This window comes from Saccharothrix carnea, from assembly GCF_003014735.1.
Classification (GTDB): Bacteria; Actinomycetota; Actinomycetes; order Mycobacteriales; family Pseudonocardiaceae; genus Actinosynnema; species Actinosynnema carneum.
In genome coordinates, this window is sequence record NZ_PYAX01000009.1 from 1 (window position 1) to 16,762 (window position 16,762).

The 16,762-nt window shown below is 69.6% G+C and carries 13 protein-coding genes; 7 read left to right on the plus strand and 6 right to left on the minus strand.

Going from position 1 to position 16,762, the window contains the following annotated elements; translation table 11 throughout:
* The first annotated feature begins 474 nt into the window (after window positions 1-474).
* Genes kdpF through B0I31_RS25600 form a run of 6 tightly spaced genes read left to right on the plus strand, consistent with a single transcriptional unit; the run spans window position 475 to window position 8,114 of the window.
* A complete protein-coding gene (gene kdpF, locus B0I31_RS25575; RefSeq protein ID WP_106617955.1) occupies window positions 475-576 on the plus strand; it encodes a K(+)-transporting ATPase subunit F in 102 nt (33 codons plus the stop codon).
* The gene (gene kdpA, locus B0I31_RS25580; RefSeq protein ID WP_106617956.1) at window positions 576-2,198 is read left to right on the plus strand and encodes a potassium-transporting ATPase subunit KdpA; all 1,623 of its coding nucleotides are present in this window, start codon (window positions 576-578) and stop codon (window positions 2,196-2,198) included. Before kdpF ends, kdpA begins: the two co-directional genes overlap by 1 nt.
* Window positions 2,195-4,255: a potassium-transporting ATPase subunit KdpB gene (gene kdpB / locus B0I31_RS25585; RefSeq protein ID WP_106617957.1), complete on the plus strand. Its 2,061-nt coding sequence runs from the start codon at window positions 2,195-2,197 to the stop codon at window positions 4,253-4,255. The genes kdpA and kdpB overlap by 4 nt, the downstream gene beginning before the upstream one ends.
* A 1-nt stretch (window position 4,256) precedes the next feature.
* Window positions 4,257-4,799, plus strand: coding sequence for a potassium-transporting ATPase subunit C (locus tag B0I31_RS25590; protein ID WP_106617958.1), 543 nt, complete (start codon window positions 4,257-4,259; stop codon window positions 4,797-4,799).
* Window positions 4,800-4,854: 55 nt separating this feature from the next.
* A complete protein-coding gene (locus tag B0I31_RS25595) occupies window positions 4,855-7,437 on the plus strand; it encodes a sensor histidine kinase (RefSeq protein ID WP_106617959.1) in 2,583 nt (860 codons plus the stop codon).
* The gene (locus B0I31_RS25600; RefSeq protein WP_106617960.1) at window positions 7,434-8,114 is read left to right on the plus strand and encodes a response regulator; all 681 of its coding nucleotides are present in this window, start codon (window positions 7,434-7,436) and stop codon (window positions 8,112-8,114) included. Before B0I31_RS25595 ends, B0I31_RS25600 begins: the two co-directional genes overlap by 4 nt.
* Window positions 8,115-8,224: 110 nt before the next feature.
* Here the strand turns inward: B0I31_RS25600 and B0I31_RS43125 are convergent, their stop codons facing one another.
* Together B0I31_RS43125 and B0I31_RS25610 are read right to left on the minus strand one after the other, a co-directional pair.
* Entirely contained in the window at window positions 8,225-8,905 is a 681-nt protein-coding gene (locus tag B0I31_RS43125; protein WP_425444402.1) for a potassium channel family protein, read from the minus strand.
* Between the two features lies 1 nt (window position 8,906).
* Complete coding sequence (locus tag B0I31_RS25610; RefSeq protein ID WP_245950387.1) at window positions 8,907-10,250, minus strand: TrkH family potassium uptake protein; 1,344 nt, start codon at window positions 10,248-10,250, stop codon at window positions 8,907-8,909.
* Between the two features lie 752 nt (window positions 10,251-11,002).
* Between B0I31_RS25610 and B0I31_RS25615 the strand changes: the two genes are divergently transcribed.
* Window positions 11,003-11,671, plus strand: coding sequence for an NAD(P)-binding protein (locus B0I31_RS25615; protein ID WP_181320374.1), 669 nt, complete (start codon window positions 11,003-11,005; stop codon window positions 11,669-11,671).
* A gap of 165 nt (window positions 11,672-11,836) precedes the next feature.
* Here B0I31_RS25615 and B0I31_RS25620 read toward each other — a convergent pair whose 3' ends face one another.
* From B0I31_RS25620 to B0I31_RS25635, 4 genes are all read right to left on the minus strand, one after another.
* Window positions 11,837-12,994: an FAD-dependent oxidoreductase gene (locus tag B0I31_RS25620; protein WP_106617962.1), complete on the minus strand. Its 1,158-nt coding sequence runs from the start codon at window positions 12,992-12,994 to the stop codon at window positions 11,837-11,839.
* On the minus strand, window positions 12,991-13,614 hold the full coding sequence (locus B0I31_RS25625) for a TetR/AcrR family transcriptional regulator (protein ID WP_106617963.1): 624 nt from the start codon (window positions 13,612-13,614) through the stop codon (window positions 12,991-12,993). The genes B0I31_RS25620 and B0I31_RS25625 overlap by 4 nt, the downstream gene beginning before the upstream one ends.
* A gap of 361 nt (window positions 13,615-13,975) precedes the next feature.
* Window positions 13,976-15,988 carry an APC family permease gene (locus B0I31_RS25630; RefSeq protein WP_106617964.1) on the minus strand — a complete coding sequence of 671 codons (2,013 nt, stop codon included), beginning with the start codon at window positions 15,986-15,988 and terminating at the stop codon, window positions 13,976-13,978.
* A gap of 11 nt (window positions 15,989-15,999) precedes the next feature.
* Window positions 16,000-16,647 carry a potassium channel family protein gene (locus tag B0I31_RS25635; RefSeq protein WP_106617965.1) on the minus strand — a complete coding sequence of 216 codons (648 nt, stop codon included), beginning with the start codon at window positions 16,645-16,647 and terminating at the stop codon, window positions 16,000-16,002.
* Window positions 16,648-16,762: the final 115 nt, after the last annotated feature.

The following is a 16,762-nucleotide window of genomic DNA, read 5'->3' on the forward strand; positions in this document are numbered from 1 at the left end:
TCCGGCATCGCCCGCCTCCACAACCTCGCTCTCACCGGCTGACCAAGAAGCCCCGAGCCGCCAACCGCAAGATCAGTTACGTGACAACCCTTAGGGGAGACAAGGCCACGTCCACCGGGGCTGGACCGTGCCGGAAACCGAGCGAACCGTCCTGACCTGATTCCAACATGTCACGGCCGTTACTGCCGGTGACATCTGCATGCTCGAACGGTTAACCCGATCGTGACCTGCGGCCTTCCCTCGACGTGCCCGTCGTCAACAACCCGCAAAGGACCCGATCGAGGGCGTCAAGAACTCGTCAGTCCGTCCGGAACACGCCTCGCGTTGATACACCCTTCTCGGTGTCGCGGTCCCACGAACGAGGGCTGCTCGGAGTCGGGAAGGGAGCACGCTCATGGCCGATCTGGCCTACGCGTTGCTGCTGATCGGTGTGTTCGCTCTATTGGCGCTCTGCGTGCGCGGACTGGAGCGGTTGTGAACGGCATCGGGGTGGTGGCCAACGTCGTCGGAGGCGTGCTGGCCCTGCTGTTGATCGGGTACCTGTTCGTCGCGCTGATCCGTCCGGAGAAGTTCTGATGTCCTCGACCGTGGCCGGCCTGCTCCAGGTCGGCCTGCTGATCGCCGCCCTGGCCGTGGTGTACCGGCCTTTCGGTGACTACATGGCCCGCGTCTACACCAGTACTAAGCACCTCGGTGTCGAACGCGCGGTCTACAAGGTCGCGCGTGTCGACCCTGGCTCCGAGCAACGATGGGGCACCTACGCGCTGGGCGTCCTCGGGTTTTCCTTCGTCGGCGTGGCCCTGCTCTACGTGCTGCAACGCGTGCAGTCGGTGCTGCCATGGGACTTCGGCCGCGGGAACGTGCCGCCGGGGATGGCGTTCAACACGGCGGTCAGCTTCGTGACCAACACGAACTGGCAGTCCTACGTGCCCGAGACCGTCATGGGCCACACCGTGCAGATGGTGGGCCTGACGGTGCAGAACTTCGTGTCCGCCGCGGTCGGCATGGCCGTCGCCGTCGCCCTGGTGCGCGGATTCCTGCGGCACCGGACCGATCGGTTGGGCAACTTCTGGGTCGACCTTACCCGCGGTGTCGTGCGCATCCTGCTGCCGGTGGCGTTCGCGTTCGCCATCCTGCTGGTCGCCACGGGTGTGGTGATGAGCCTGAAGTCCGGTGTGGACGTCGACGGGCAGACCGTGGCGACCGCGCCGGTGGCGAGCCAGGAGGCGATCAAGGAGCTGGGCACCAACGGCGGCGGGGTGCTCAACGCCAACTCCGCCCACCCGTTCGAGAACCCCAACGCCTGGTCCAACCTGATCGAGATCTTCCTGATCCTGGTCATCCCGGTGTCGTTGACCCGCACCTTCGGCACGATGGTCGGCGAGCGCAAGCAGGGTTACGTGCTGTTGGGCGTGATGGGCGCGTTGTGGAGCGCGATGCTCGCCGTCATCTGGGCCGCCGAAGCGCACGGCCTGCGTGCCCTGGAGGGCAAGGAACTGCGGTTCGGCGTCCCCGGCAGCGCGCTGTTCGCCAACTCGACCACCGGGACGTCGACCGGCGCGGTGAACTCGATGCACGACAGCTTCACCGGCCTGGGCGGTGGGGGCGCGCTGCTGAACATGCTGTTCGGCGAGATGACACCGGGCGGCGTCGGCACCGGCCTCTACAGCATCCTGGTCATGGCGGTGATCGCGATGTTCCTGGCCGGGCTGATGGTCGGCCGGACCCCGGAGTACCTGGGCAAGAAGCTCGGCCGCCGTGAGGTGACCGCCGCCGCGGTGTCGATCCTGGCCATGCCGACCGTGCTGCTGATCGGCGCGGGCGTCGCCGCGCTCCTGCCGTCGACAGCCGACGCCTTGAACAACCCCGGCGAGCACGGCCTGTCGGAGATCCTCTACGCCTACGCGTCGGCGTCGAACAACAACGGCAGTGCCTTCGCCGGCATCACCGTCACCTCCGACTGGTTCCAGGCGTCGCTGGGCGTGTGCATGGCGCTGGGCCGGTTCGTGCCGATCATCGCCGTGCTCGCCTTGGCCGGTTCCCTGGCAGCGCAGCGGAAAGTCCCGGTGACCGCGGGCACCCTGCCGACCACCGGCCCGCTGTTCGCCACGTTGCTGGCCGGGGCGATCGTGCTGGTCGCCGCGCTGACCTTCGTTCCCGCTCTCGCCCTCGGCCCTATCGCGGAGGCCCTGCTGTGACCACCACCACCACCACCGAACACCCGCAGCGGACGCCGGAGGAAGTCCGCGAACGCCATGCGCAGAACCTGGGCCACCAGGTCGCGGGGGGTGTCTTCAACCCCCGACAGCTACTTACATCGTTCCCGGAGGCGCTGCGCAAGCTCGATCCGCGCCACCAGGCGCGCAACCCCGTCATGTTCGTCGTCTGGGTCGGCTCACTGCTGGTCACGGTGTTCGCCGTCGGTGACCCGAGTGTGTTCACCGTCGCGGTGGCGGTGTGGCTGTGGTTGACCGTGCTGTTCGCCAACCTCGCCGAGGCGGTGGCCGAGGGGCGGGGCAAGGCCCAGGCCGAGTCGCTGCGCAAGGCCAAGACCGACGCCGTCGCGCACCTGACCGACGGCCGTACCGTCGCGGGCACCGAGCTGAAGGTCGGCGACCTGGTCGTGGTCGAGGCCGGCCAGGTCATCCCCGGTGACGGCGACGTGGTCGAAGGCATCGCCACCGTCGACGAGTCCGCCATCACCGGCGAGTCCGCGCCTGTCATCCGCGAGTCGGGAGGTGACCGGTCGGCTGTCACGGGCGGCACGACCGTGCTGTCGGACCGGATCGTCGTGCGCATCACGGCCAAGCCGGGCGAGACGTTCGTCGACCGGATGATCGCACTCGTGGAGGGCGCCCAGCGGCAGAAGACGCCCAACGAGATCGCCCTGACCATCCTGCTGTCCACACTGACGATCATCTTCCTGCTCGCGGTCGTGGCCCTCCAGCCGTTCGCCGTGTACTCCGGCGGCGAGCAGTCGGTGATCGTGCTGACCGCCCTGCTGGTGTGCCTCATCCCGACCACCATCGGGGCGCTGCTCTCCGCGATCGGCATCGCCGGCATGGACCGGCTCGTGCAGCGCAACGTCCTGGCCACCTCCGGCAAGGCCGTGGAAGCCGCAGGCGACGTGGACACGCTGCTGCTGGACAAGACCGGCACTATCACGTGGGGCAATCGACGTGCCACCGAGCTGATCCCCACACCCGGCACGACCCTCGACGCCCTGGTGGACGCCTCCCGCCTGTCGTCCCTGGCCGACGGCACCCCCGAAGGCCGCAGCGTGGTCGAGCTGTGCGCAGTCGAGCACAGCCGTCCGGCGGAAGCGGACGAGCACGAGAAGACCGGCGAGTTCGTCCCCTTCACCGCCCAGACCCGCATGAGCGGCATCGACCTCGACGGCCGGCGCATCCGCAAGGGTGCGGCGAGCGCGTTCACCCTCGGCGAGTCCACGAAGGCCGTGGTGGACGAGATCAGCGCGCAGGGCGGCACGCCGCTGGTAGTGGCCGAGGACGATCGTGTCCTCGGCGTCATCCGGCTGTCCGATGTGGTCAAGCCGGGGATGCGGGAGCGGTTCGCCGAGCTGCGCGCGATGGGGATCCGCACGGTGATGGTGACCGGCGACAACCCGCTCACCGCCAAGGCGATCGCGGCCGAGGCCGGGGTGGACGACTTCCTCGCCGAGGCCAAGCCCGAGGACAAGATGGCGCTGATCCGCCGCGAGCAGGAGGGCGGCAAGCTCGTCGCGATGACCGGTGACGGCACCAACGACGCACCCGCGCTGGCGCAGTCCGACGTGGGCGTGGCGATGAACACCGGCACCTCGGCCGCCAAGGAGGCCGGGAACATGGTGGACCTGGACTCCGACCCGACGAAGCTGATCGAGATCGTGGAGATCGGCAAGCAGTTGCTGATCACCCGTGGCGCGCTGACCACGTTCAGCGTGGCCAACGACCTGGCGAAGTACTTCGCGATCCTCCCCGCCATGTTCGCGGCGATCTACCCGCAGCTGGACAAGCTGAACATCATGCACCTGGGCTCGCCGCAATCGGCGATCCTCTCCGCGCTGATCTTCAACGCGCTGATCATCGTCGTGCTGATCCCGCTCGCATTGCGCGGCGTGCGGTACAAGCCGTCCAGCGCCTCGGCGTTGCTCCGGCGCAACCTGCTGGTCTACGGCCTGGGCGGCGTGGTCACGCCGTTCGCCGGGATCTGGCTGATCGACCTCCTCGTCCGACTCATCCCCGGGATCGCCTGACATGACCTCCTTCGCCAAACAGGCACTGGCCGGACTGCGCGTCCTGCTCGTGCTCACCGTCATCACCGGCGTGCTCTACCCCGCCGCGGTGTGGGCGGTGTCCCGCCTGCCCGGCCTGCACGCCAACGCCGAAGCCGCGGACACCACCTCGGTCGCCGTGCCACGCGAGGGGGAGCAGTGGTTCGTGGCCCGACCCTCGGCCGCCACGCTGCCCGCGTCCGGCGGCTCCAACAAGGGCGAGCGCAACACCGACTACGACGCCGTCATCGCCGAACGCCGCACCGAGATCGCCCAGCGCGAGAGCGTAGGTCAGGACCGCGTGCCCCCGGACGCGGTCACCGCCTCGGCGTCCGGCCTGGACCCGCACATCAGCACCGCCTACGCCCTGCTCCAGGTGCCGCGCGTGGCGCGGGAGAACGGCCTGCCCGAGGACCGGGTACGGGAGTTGGTCGCCGAGCACACCGACGGCCGCGCGTTGGGCTTCCTCGGCGAACCGGGGGTCAACGTCACCGCCCTCAACCGGGCACTTGACTCAGCGACATGAGGCTGGAAGGGGGCCGCTGTTCCGCAGTCCCCTTCACCTACCGGAACCGATGGGGATGAAAGAGCACACTGGAGCCGTGGACGGTAAGCGCAAGCGCGGTGAACTGCGGATCTACCTGGGCGCCGCGCCCGGCGTGGGCAAGACCTACGCCATGCTCGGCGAGGCTCACCGGCGTCGCGAACGCGGCACCGACGTCGTGATCGGGCTGGTCGAGACCCACGGCCGGGACAAGACCGCCGCCCTGGTGGACGGACTGGAGGTCGTCCCGCGTCGCGAGGTGCACTACCGGGGCGCGAGCGTCACCGAGATGGACATCGACGCGCTCCTGGCCCGCGCGCCCGAGGTGGCGGTCGTGGACGAGTTGGCGCACACCAACGTGCCTGGCTCCCGCAACACCAAGCGCTGGCAGGACGTGGAGGAGCTGCTGGCCGCGGGCATCGACGTGCTGTCCACGGTCAACGTGCAGCACCTGGAGTCGCTCAACGACGTGGTCCGACGCATCACCGGCGTCGAGCAGCACGAGACCGTGCCCGACGAGGTCGTGCGCCGCGCCGAGCAGGTCGAGCTGGTCGACCTGACCCCGGAGGCGCTGCGCCGCCGGCTGGCGCACGGCAACGTCTACGCCGCGCACAAGATCGACGCGGCGCTGGGCAACTACTTCCGGGTCGGCAACCTCACCGCGCTGCGCGAGCTGGCCCTGCTGTGGCTGGCCGACCAGGTCGACGTGGCGTTGCAGCGCTACCGCACCGAGCAGCGCATCACCGACACCTGGGAGGCCCGCGAACGGATCGTGGTGGCCGTCACCGGCGGCCCGGAGAGCGAGACGCTGATCCGCCGCGCCCGCCGCATCGCCGTGCGGGCCGGAGCCGAACTGCTGGTCGTGCACGTCCTGCGGGGTGACGGGCTGACCGGGCCGCCGCCGGACTCCGTCGCGGCGTTGCGCAAGGTTACCGAGAACGTCGGCGCGACCTTCCACACCGTGGTCGGCGACGACGTGCCGACCGCGTTGCTGGAGTTCGCCCGCGGTGTCAACGCCACCCAACTCGTGCTGGGCACCTCGCGCCGCTCGCGCCTGGCACGGGTGTTCGACGAGGGCATCGGAGCCACGGTGGTGCAGGCGTCCGGTCCGATCGACGTGCACATGGTCACCCACGCCCAAGCCCGCCGGGGACTGAGCTGGCGCCTGGACCGCAGCGCGCTGACCCGGTCGCGCCGCCTGCTCGGATGGGCACTGGCACCGCTGCTACCCGCCGCGGTCGCGGCTCTGGGCGTGCTGACCAGGCACGAGGTGTCGTTCTCCACCGACCTCATCGGGTTCTTCCTGGCCACCGTCGTGGTAGCGCTGGTCGGCGGGCTGTGGCCCGCCATCGCTGCCGCCCTGCTGGGCGCGGGCCTGCTGAACTTCTTCTTCACCGAGCCCTATCACAGCCTGGCCGTGGCGACCCCGGAGAACCTGGTCACGCTGGTCGCGATGCTGGTCGTGGCGGTGTTGGTGGCCCTGGTGGTGGACCGGGCCGCCAGGCTGGCGGAGCAGGGCGCGCGGGCCCGCACCGAGGCAGCCCTGCTCGCCTCCTACGCCCGAACGGTCCTGACCAGCCCCTACCCGCTGGCGCGGTTGCTGGAGAAGGTGCGGGAGAACTTCAACCTGGAGTCGGTGGCACTGCTGGAACGCCACGCCGGCGAGTGGGAACGGGTGGCCTGCGTCGGCCCGCAACCGTGCGACGAGCCCGACGAGGCCGACGTCGACGTGCCGGTGACCGCCGACGTCCACCTCGCGCTGCGCGGACGCACGCTGCCGGCCGGTGACCAGCGGGCGCTGGAAGCCGCCGCCGGACAGGCCCTGCTGGCACTGCGGCAGCAGCGCATGGCCGCCGAGACCGCCGACGCCCAGCGGCGTGCCGAGACCACCGAACTGCGCACCGCGATCCTCTCCGCAGTCGGCCACGACCTGCGCACCCCGCTCACCTCGATCAAAGCCGCCATCGGCAGCCTGCGCGACCCGCAACTGCGCCTGACGCCCGAGGACACCGCCGAGTTGCTGGAGACCGTCGAGACCTCCGCCGACCGCCTGACCGGGTTGATCGACAACCTGCTGGACTCCTCGCGCCTGGCCACCGGCGCGGTCGCGCCGCGGCTACGCCCGATCACCTACGACGAAGCCGTCGGCCGCGCGCTGGCCGGCATCGACGAACGCGCGGCCGTGGCCGTGGACGTGCCCGAAGACCTGCCACCGATCGCGGCCGACGTGGGCTTGCTCGAACGCGTCGTGGCCAACGTCGTGGACAACGCACTGCGCCACGGCCGGCTTACCCCGCGCCGCCCGGTCGACGTCGACGGCGACGGCCGCATCACCACCGACGAACCGGAGATCGCACTGCGCGCCAGCGCCCACGGCGACGAGGTCGAGCTGCGCGTGGTCGATCACGGTCCAGGCCTGCCGAAGAACACCGCGGACACTGTCTTCGCCCCTTTCCAACGCCTGGGCGACCGGGACAACATCCCCGGCGTCGGGCTGGGCTTGAGCGTGGCCAAGGGGTTCACCGACGCCATGGGCGGCACCATCACCGCCGAGGACACCCCCGGCGGCGGCCTGACCATCGTCCTGTCCTTCCCCGTGGCTGAGGCGGTACCGGCATGACCACCACCATTCTCATCGTGGACGACGAGCCGCAGCTCGTCCGCGCGCTGCGTATCAACCTGTCCGCCCGCGGCTACCGGGTCCTCACCGCGCACAACGGGGCCACGGCGTTGAAACAGGCCGCCGAGGGACACCCGGACCTGGTAGTACTGGATCTGGGCTTGCCGGACATGGACGGCGCCGAGGTCATCATCGGTCTACGCGGGTGGAGCACCGTGCCGATCGTCGTGCTCTCCGCCCGCCCGGACTCCGCTGGCAAGGTCCGAGTCCTGGACGCCGGCGCCGACGACTACATGACCAAGCCATTCGGCATGGAGGAACTGCTCGCGCGCCTACGCGCCGCGCTGCGTCGCGCGACGGTGCAGGACACGCGCGAACCGGTCGTGCGGACCGCGTCGTTCACCGTCGACCTGGCCGTGAAGAAGGTGTACCGCGACGACGTCGAAGTGCACCTGACCCCCACCGAGTGGGGTGTGCTGGAGATCCTCGCCCGCAGCGACGGCAAGCTCGTTCCCCAGAAGCAGTTGCTGCAACAGGTCTGGGGAGAGCACTACACCACCGAGACGCACTACCTGCGTGTCTACATGGCCCAGTTGCGACGCAAGCTCGAACCCGTCCCCTCCCAGCCTCGCCATCTGCTGACCGAACCCGGCATGGGCTACCGCTTCGCACCCTGAGGTCCCGGCATACCGACCTCGTGAGGCCGTGGTGCCGTTTGCAACACCTTGTCCGTCGGCAGCACCCGGACCGCATCGGTGGTGTCCCATCCCGGCCACCGCAACGGCCATCAGCCCGCCGGGATCATTGGGCGTTGGCGAAGCGTTCGACGTCGCCGATGGTGCCGACGACGAGGACGATGTCGCCGTACATGAGCACGGTGTCGGGTGTGGCGTAGCTGAAGGTGGCCTGCGGGCCGTCGGTCTCGCGTTTGACCGAGACGATGGTGACGTCGTACTTGCCGCGCAGGTTCGACTCGCGCAGCGGCATGCCCACGACGTCTCGCGGGGGGTTTGGTCTTGGCCATGGCGTAGTCCTCGTCGACTTCGATGTAGTCGAGGATGCGGCCGGTGAGCAGGTGGGCGACGCGTTCGCCGGAGTCGTGTTCGGGCAGCACGACGTGGTGGGCGCCGACGCGTTCGAGGATGCGCCCGTGCTGGCGGCTGACCGCTTTGGCCCAGATGTCCGTGGTGTCCATCTCGACCAGCAAGGAGGTGGTCATGATGCTGGCTTCGAGGTCGCTGCCGATGGCGACCACGACGCGTTGGAACTCCGGCACGCCGAGTTGCCGCAGGGCCTCCGCGTCCGTGCTGTCGGCGGTGACCACGTGGGGCAGTCGGCTCGCGTAGCTCTGCACGATCTTGGGGCGGTTGTCGATGGCCAGCACTTCGGCGCCCAGGCTGGTCAGCTCCAGCGCCAGTGCGCTGCCGAAACGGCCCAGGCCGATCACGGCCACAGTCTCGTTGTCCACGTCAGCCAACGATGGTCCTTTCCTCGGGCAATTCGAAACGGCGGGTCCGCCGGCGCAGCGCGAGCGCGGAGGCCACGGTCAGGGGTCCGATGCGGCCCAGGAACATCAGGCCGACCAGCAGCAGCTCGGCCGCCGGTGGCAGATCGAAGGTGATGCCGGTGGACAGACCGACGGTGGCGAAGGCGGAGATCGCCTCGAACAGCACGCTGTCCAGGCTGTGCCGGGTCAGGGCCAGCAGCAGGAAGGTCGACGCCGCGACGGCGCCGATGCCCAGCAGGACGATGGCGAGGGCCTGGCGGTGGTTGGTTTCGGGCACCCGGCGGCGGCCGACGTTGACGGCGGGTTCACCGCGTACCTCCGACCACAGGACGAAGGCCAGCAGCCCGAACGTGGTGACCTTGATCCCGCCCGCGGTGCCCGCGCTGCCGCCGCCGATGAACATCAGCAGGTCGGTGGCGAACAGGCTCTCGGGGTGCAGTGCGGCGATGTCGATGCTGTTGAACCCGGCGGTGCGGGTCATCACGGAGTGGAAGAACCCGGCCAGCACCCGGTCCGAGACCTCCAGCGCGCCGAGGGTTCTCGGGTTGGCGAATTCCACGGCCGTGAACACCACGGTGCCCAGGACCAGCAGCGCGATGGTGAGGCCCAAGGTGATGCGGGTCACCACCGACCACATCGCGGGGCGGCGCCAAGAGCGTGCCAGTTCGAACACCACCGGGAACCCCAGGCCACCGACGATCACCGCAGCGGCCACGGTGAGGCAGACCCACGGGTCGCCGACGTAGCGCATCAGGTTGTCGCTGTGCAGCGAGAACCCGGCGTTGTTGAACGCCGAGATCGCGTGGAACACACCCTGGTAGGCCGCCCGACCCCAGGACTGGTCGTAGCCGACGGCGAACCGGACGGTCAGCACCGCCGCCACCACGGCCTCGCTGAGCAGGCTGAACAGCACGATGTTGCGCACCACGCGACGGATGCCGCTCAGCCCCAGCAGCTTGGTCTCGGCCTGGGCCAGCAGCCGACTGCGCAGTCCCAGCCGACCGGCCACCAGGACGGTGATCAGCGTGGCCAGGGTCATGATGCCCAACCCGCCGGCCTGGATCAGGGCGAGGATCACCACTTCGCCGAAGGTCGACCAGTGTCCGCCGGTGTCTACTGTGACCAATCCGGTCACGCACACCGCCGAGGTCGCGGTGAACAGCGCGTCCACCAGTCCGGTGCGGTGCCCGGTCTCGGTGGCCAATGGCAGTGACAGCAGGGCGGTGCCGATCGCGATCGCCGTGGCGAACCCGAAGGCCACCACCCGGGCCGGGTGCCGCAACCGCTCCGAGGCCGCGTACCGCACACGCCGTCGCTTCGGTGGCTGCGGCTGCGAGGCGCGGTGGACTCGTGTTCACTCCGTCACGCCCGCTTTTCGCGGTTCCGCGACGTCGACCCCGCGAGGTCTGGCCGCGGCGAGTTCGGCGAAGACGGTCGACGCCAACGCCGTGACCGTGCGCAACCCGTTGGAAGTTTCACCGACCGGACCTCTCGCGGAACGGATCGACAGACCAGGACGGCCACCACACTCCCAGACCCTGATCAACGAACCGCCGCACCGGCACACCTTTCGCGACACCGTGTCCGAACCGGCGTACGCGCCTATCGACCCCGACACCCGCCCAGCGACGGAGCACATCAGCACCGACCATCTCCGTCCCCCGACCGCCCGGTCACCGGCACACGATAGACCGCCCGCTCGGAGCCACAGAGAGCCACCGGAAGCGGTGCGTCTTCACTCGCTCGACCGGGCAATGCCAGGCGGCGACCACCGGTCAAGGGAACGCCGAAGAGACGCTGTGACGTCGTCTCGGGGCGTGCTGACATTGCTCTAGGGCTGCCGAGCGGCGCTGTGAGATGCGGATTTCCCGAGACGATAACCGCCGAGGTGCCGTTCAACGCGCCGGGAGACACCGGCGTCGAAGGCCTCGCGATGCCGATGTGGCCCTCGCCGTGCGTGTGCCGCGCACGGCGGCCGGGCGTCCGTGGCGTCAAGAACGCGTCAATACGCGCGCGGCCCGCCCATCCCTCCTGGTGACGATGTGTGACCGTGGTCGGGTGGAGTTGCCCGGGACGTCGCGGTTGAGAGAACCGGCGCAGAGCGGTGTGCACAAGGCGATGACGATAGTGGTCGGCTACGGCCGCACCGGTGCGTCGGCGGTCGCGGCACTGGCAGCGGACGGGACGGGTTTCCCCGGCCGACTGGTGGTGCTGGAGCGCCGCCCCGAGCGGGCAGCAGCGGCCTCGGCGGCGGGGATGACGGTGGTGGTGGGCGACGCCACCGATGTCGGCGTGTTGCGCCAGGCAGGTGTGCCGCTTGCCGAGTGTCTGATTGTCACCTGCATGGAGGACGCGACGACCGTGCTCGTGACGGCGCGCATACGCCGGTTGAGCGATGCGGTGAGGGTTGTGGTGGCGGTGCGCGACCCCGAGCACGTTGCGGCATTGCGCCACGCTGGTGCGGACCTCGTGGTGGCTGTCTCGCGGGTTACCGGCGGGCTGCTGGCGTTGAGCGTGACAGGGGTGGACGCAGCACACGCGGCGCGGGTGCTGTTGGCCGAGGGAGTGCACCAGAGGGTGCCACGTCCGGGCGAGGTCGGTGTGCCGGTGCGGCGGTGTCGTCCGATGGTGCTCGCGGTGGTGCGTGACGGAATCCGGCACTGGAGCAACGACCCGGTACTCGGCGTCATCCGTGCGGACGACGTGCTGATCGGCTGGGCGGAATAACCACAGACAGTGATCACTGCGGTGGCGAACTGCTCGGCGGTAGGCATGTTCGCCGACTCCTGAGCCCTGTCCGAGCTGCAGGCGCGCGCCATCGCGCGAAGCCGAGGGGCCATCCCCGGTCCTGTAGTGGCGGTCTCGGGTGAACCGCCTTCCGTGGCTCGGTGGTCAGCCGGCCAGTTGCAGGCGGCGCTTGAGCAGGTAGCTGACCGGCGGGAGGGCGGCGGTGCGCAGCGGTAGGTCACGCAGCCAGAGCCGGAACGGGTCGGCGGGTGCGTAGAGACCTTTGACGCGGCGGCCGAGTTTCTGCTTGCGCCGCACCTCCGGGCGCAGTTCGGCCTCCCACCGCGCCAGGGCGGTGGTGATGTCCGAGTGTTGTTGCAGTGCGGTGCCGAGAAGGTCGGCGCCGCCGACTGCCAGCGAGGAGCCGTAGCCGGCGAAGAGGGTGACGCACCAGGCGGCGTCGCCGACCAGCACGACGCGTCCGTCGCTCCACCGGTCGAGCACGACCTGGCTGAGCGTGTCGTAGTAGACCGACTCGGCGGTGCGCAGGCGGGCGAGCAGGTCGGGGACGAGCCAGCCGAGGTCGCCGAAGACTTCCGGCAGGGTTGCCTGCGGTCCGGCGGCGAGGTCGCGGGCGACGTCGCCGGTGCGGAATCCGAAGAAAGCGGCGGCCCGGTCGTCGCCGAGGCTGATGACGGCGACGGTGCGGCCGCGCGAGGTGAGGCTGGCGGTGGCGCCTTCGGTGAGGAAGTCGGGTCGGCGGTCCATCACGAACACGCCGACCACGTGGTGCAGGTCGAGCAGGTGGTCGCGTTCCGGGCCGAACACCAGCGACCGGGTGTGGGAGTGCAGGCCGTCGGCGCCGACGAGCAGGTCGGCGGTCTCGCCGGACCCGTCGCTGAGCGCCACCTCGACACCGTTCGGGTTCTGCTCGATCGCGGTGACGGTGGTGGCGAAACGGATGTCCGCGTCGTCGCGCACCGCGCGGTAGAGCACGTCCTCGATGTCGCCGCGCAGGATGTTGAACGCCCGCCGGCTGAGCAATGCCCGCACGGTCTCACCGGGCACGGTGAACCTGGTCGTGCCGTCCGGCCGCACGTAGTGCATGTCGTCGTGGGTGATGTGGTGTTTGGCGAGTTCGGGTAGGATGCCCATGCGTTCGGCGGCGTCGTAGCCCAGTCCGCCGAACGTGACCGCGTAACCGCCGGAGCGGCGGCCCGGCGTCCGCTCGACCACCACCGGCTCCCAGCCCGCTTGGCGCAGTCGCAACGCCGTGCTCAAGCCCGCGATGCCGGCGCCCACGATCACAGCTCGCTTCGTCATGTCGTCGATTCCCCCTGTGTGGTGAGACCCGTGGCGACGATGTCGACCAGCAGGTCGATGATCTTGGGGTGGAGGGTCGGGTCGCCGAGCCGGTCGGCGAACATCGGCACCAGCAGGACGGTCTGCAGCACACCGATGATCACGGCCGGGTCGACGTCCACCAGCTCGCCGGTGCGGCGGCGGTCGGCGACGAAGTCCGACACCGCGGTCACCGGGTTGTCCGCCAGCGCGGTGACCCGAGCGGGGTCGAGCTTCCCGGCGACCGCGCGCATCTCCTCGGGGTGGCTCATCAACCTGCTCCACAGCGGGTTGACGGTCAGCTCGTGCAGGGTGGCGTGCAGGAACCGGCGCAGGCTGTCGCGCGTGTCGGAGCCCGCCAGCAACGCCTCGTCCACCACCCGCCGCTTGACCTCGGCCGCCTGCCGGAGCATCAGCTCCAGGTACAGGGCCTCCTTGGAGTCGAAGAACACGTAGAAGCTGCTCTTCGCCACCCCGGTGGGCGCCATCAGCTCGTCCAAGGTCGTCTTGCGCAGGCCGACCGTCGTGAACAGCCGGTCGCCGGTGTCCAGCAACAGCGCGGTGATCCGTGCCTTCTCCTCGGCCGAGAACGCGGGCGGCATCGCATCCCTTCCTTCTACCGTGGCGGCCGGCTCGTGTTCCGCCGACCGCTGCGACCATAAAAACAGATTGGCGATTTGTTTTCAACTGGGTTGGTGCAGTGGCTCCCATCGGCTGTGCGCAGATGCCCACCGGGCCTTCGGTCGGGCCGGCGAAGGTGGGAGCCCGGACGCCGGTCGGCACCCCTCGACAGGCTGAAGCGGTCCCTGCTGTGGCCGTAGCGGACCCGACGTAGCGCGCAGGGCGATTACGCCGCAGTGCCACCCACCATGACCTGACGGACGGTTCAGCCAGCCGCCGCCCGCACCCGGAGGTCGCGCCCACGGAACGGCACAGGGTCAAGCCGGTTGATCGGCACCACGCTCATCGTTCCTGGCGCGCACCGTCATCCTCGGCGCGCAGGCCACGACGGATCGCCCCGGGTGCCAATTCCGCCCGGTCGCTGACCTTCGCCGAGGAGGCGAGTTGCCAGGGCACGCTCGTGACCATGACCCCGGGCTGGAACAGGAGCCTGCCCTTCAGCCGGAGTGCGCTTTGGTTGTGCAGCAGTTGTTCCCACCATCGGCCGACGACGTACTCGGGGATGAACACCGTGACGACATCGCGCGGATTGTCCGTGCGGATCCGTTTGACGTAGTCGAGGATCGGCTTGGTGATCTCCCGGTAGGGCGACTCGATGACCTTGAGCGGTACCGGCACGTCCTGCTTGTTCCAGCGGTCGAGCAGTTCCCGGGTCTCCTGGTCGTCAACGTTGACCGTGATGGCCTCCAGCCGGTCCGGCCGCAGTGCCTTGGCGTAGGCCAGCGCCCGCTTGGTCGGCCGGTGCAGCTTGGACACCAGCACGATGGCGTGGTTGCGGGATGGCATCCTGATCGGCGGGTCGTCGTCCTCCTGGAGTTCGTCGCTGACCCGTTGGTAGTGGCGGCGGATCGCGCTCATCACGACGTAGATGGCGGCCATGGCGGCCAGTGAGATCCAGGCGCCCTGGGTGAACTTGGTGATCAGGATGACGACCAGCACCAGTGCGGTCATCGCGAAGCCGAAGGCGTTGACCGCCTGGGAGCGGCGCATGCGGCGCCGTGCCGCGGGGTCGGTCTCGGTGCGCAGCAGCCGGGTCCAGTGGCGGATCATGCCGCTCTGGCTGATCACGAACGACATGAACACGCCGACGATGTAGAGCTGGATCAGCCGCGTGACCTCGGCGTCGAACGCCACGACCAGCACAATGGCGAACGCGGCGAGGAAGACGATGCCGTTGGAGAACACCAGCCGGTCGCCGCGGGTGTGCAGCTGGCGCGGCAGGTAGCGGTCCTGGGCCAGGATCGAGCCGAGCACGGGGAACCCGTTGAACGCGGTGTTCGCGGCCAGGACCAGGATCAGGCCGGTGAAGAAGATGACGTACCAGGTCGCGGGTGGGAATCCGGCGAACACGGCGTTGGCGAGCTGGGCGACCAGGGTCTTCTGCTCGTAGCCCGCGGGCGCGCCGATCAGTTGGTGCGCGGGGTCCTCGGCGACCTGGGCGCCGGTGAGCCGGGCCAGCATGATCAGGCCGAGGAACATGGTGACGGCCAGCACGCCCATCATCAGCAGGGTGGTGGCGGCGTTGCGGCCCTTGGGCTTGCGGAACGCGGGCACGCCGTTGCTGATCGCCTCGACGCCGGTCAGCGCGGCGCTGCCGGAGGAGAAGGCGCGCAGGATCAGGAAGGCGAACCCGAGCCCGGCCAGGCTGCCGTGCTCCTCGACCAAGTCGAAGTCGGCGCTCTCCGCCCGTACTTCCTCGCCAAGCAGGTACACCCGCACCAGGGACCAGACGATCATGGCGAGGATGCCGACGACGAAGGCGTAGGTGGGGATGGCGAACGCGGTGCCGGACTCGCGCACACCCCGCAGGTTCATCGCGGTCAGCAGCACGATCGCGCCGACCGCGAACTCCACCTTGTGGGTGGCGACGAACGGCACGGCCGAGCCGATGTTGGCCGCGGCGGAGGCGATCGACACCGCCACCGTCAGCACGTAGTCCACCAGCAGGGCACTGCCGACCACCAGACCCCACCGCGGGCCGTGATTGACCGTGGCGACCTCGTAATCGCCGCCGCCGGAGGTGTAGGTGCGCACGTTCTGCCGGTAGGAGGCCACCACGGCGGCCATCACCACCGCGACCAGCAGCGCGATCCACGGGCTGAACACGTACGCCGACGCCCCCGCGACCGAGAGCACCAGCAGGATCTCCTCCGGCGCGTACGCCACGCTCGACATGGGGTCGGAGGCGAACACCGGCAGCGCGATGCGCTTGGGCAGCAGGGTGTGGGACAGGCGGTCGCTGCGGAAGGGCCGCCCGACCAGGAGCCGCTTGGCGACGGTCGCGAGCTTGGGCATGAGGGCGCAGCCTAGGTCTCTGTCCGGCCTGGTGCGGTCCGGACTTGCAGGAAGAGGAGGTGGTCGTCCGCGGCCAGTCGCAGGTGGGCCGCGTCCGGACCCCAGAAGCGCTGTGAATCCCGGATCACGCCGACTGCGTTCGGTGCGCAGTCGTACGGCGGGCGTCCCACCTCCGACGGCTCGGCCGGGCGTTCGTCGATCGTCCAGTACACCGCCGTGCCCTCTGCTGTCCTCTCCTGCTCCTGCCCGGACAACGCCCGGACCAGAGCCGTCCCCGTCGCTTCGGAGGTGCTGACCGCGTAATCGGCACCGTGGCGGCACACGACGGCGATGTGCGCGTCGTCCCGCACGGCGGCCACGATCACCGCGGTCGGGCACAGGTCACGAGCCAACATCGTGGCGAACACCGCTGCCTCGTCCGGCACCACAGCGACCACCACGTGCCTCGTCGCCGACCCCGAGGTCGCCCGAGCCAGCACGTGACGGTCGGTACCATCGCCGACAATCGTACGTAACCCCAGCTCAGCGGCCCGTCCGGCCGCGCCCGCGTTGCTGTCGACGACGACGAGCCCGGTCGGATCGGCACCGTTGTCCAGCAGGTGCCGCGCAGCACCGGCGCCCGTGACGCCGAACCCGATCACCAGCGTCCGTGCACACATCCTCCCGACCTCCGCGGCGACCGTAACGAGGTACGGCGTACCCAGCCGACCCCGAGCTTCGGATCCTTACGCGATCTTGACGGCACGGTGGCCCGCCAACGACCGGCCCGCAAGG

Bases quoted from the DNA above. Each gene is read 5' to 3' on its own strand.
- kdpA (WP_106617956.1), top strand. From the start codon at position 576: ATGTCCTCGACCGTGGCCGGCCTGCTCCAGGTCGGCCTGCTGATCGCC.
- B0I31_RS25590 (WP_106617958.1), top strand. From the start codon at position 4,257: ATGACCTCCTTCGCCAAACAGGCACTGGCCGGACTGCGCGTCCTGCTC.
- B0I31_RS25595 (WP_106617959.1), top strand. From the start codon at position 4,855: ATGAAAGAGCACACTGGAGCCGTGGACGGTAAGCGCAAGCGCGGTGAA.
- B0I31_RS25600 (WP_106617960.1), top strand. From the start codon at position 7,434: ATGACCACCACCATTCTCATCGTGGACGACGAGCCGCAGCTCGTCCGC.
- B0I31_RS25620 (WP_106617962.1), bottom strand. From the start codon at position 12,994: ATGACGAAGCGAGCTGTGATCGTGGGCGCCGGCATCGCGGGCTTGAGC.
- B0I31_RS25625 (WP_106617963.1), bottom strand. From the start codon at position 13,614: ATGCCGCCCGCGTTCTCGGCCGAGGAGAAGGCACGGATCACCGCGCTG.
- B0I31_RS25630 (WP_106617964.1), bottom strand. From the start codon at position 15,988: ATGCCCAAGCTCGCGACCGTCGCCAAGCGGCTCCTGGTCGGGCGGCCC.
- B0I31_RS25635 (WP_106617965.1), bottom strand. From the start codon at position 16,647: ATGTGTGCACGGACGCTGGTGATCGGGTTCGGCGTCACGGGCGCCGGT.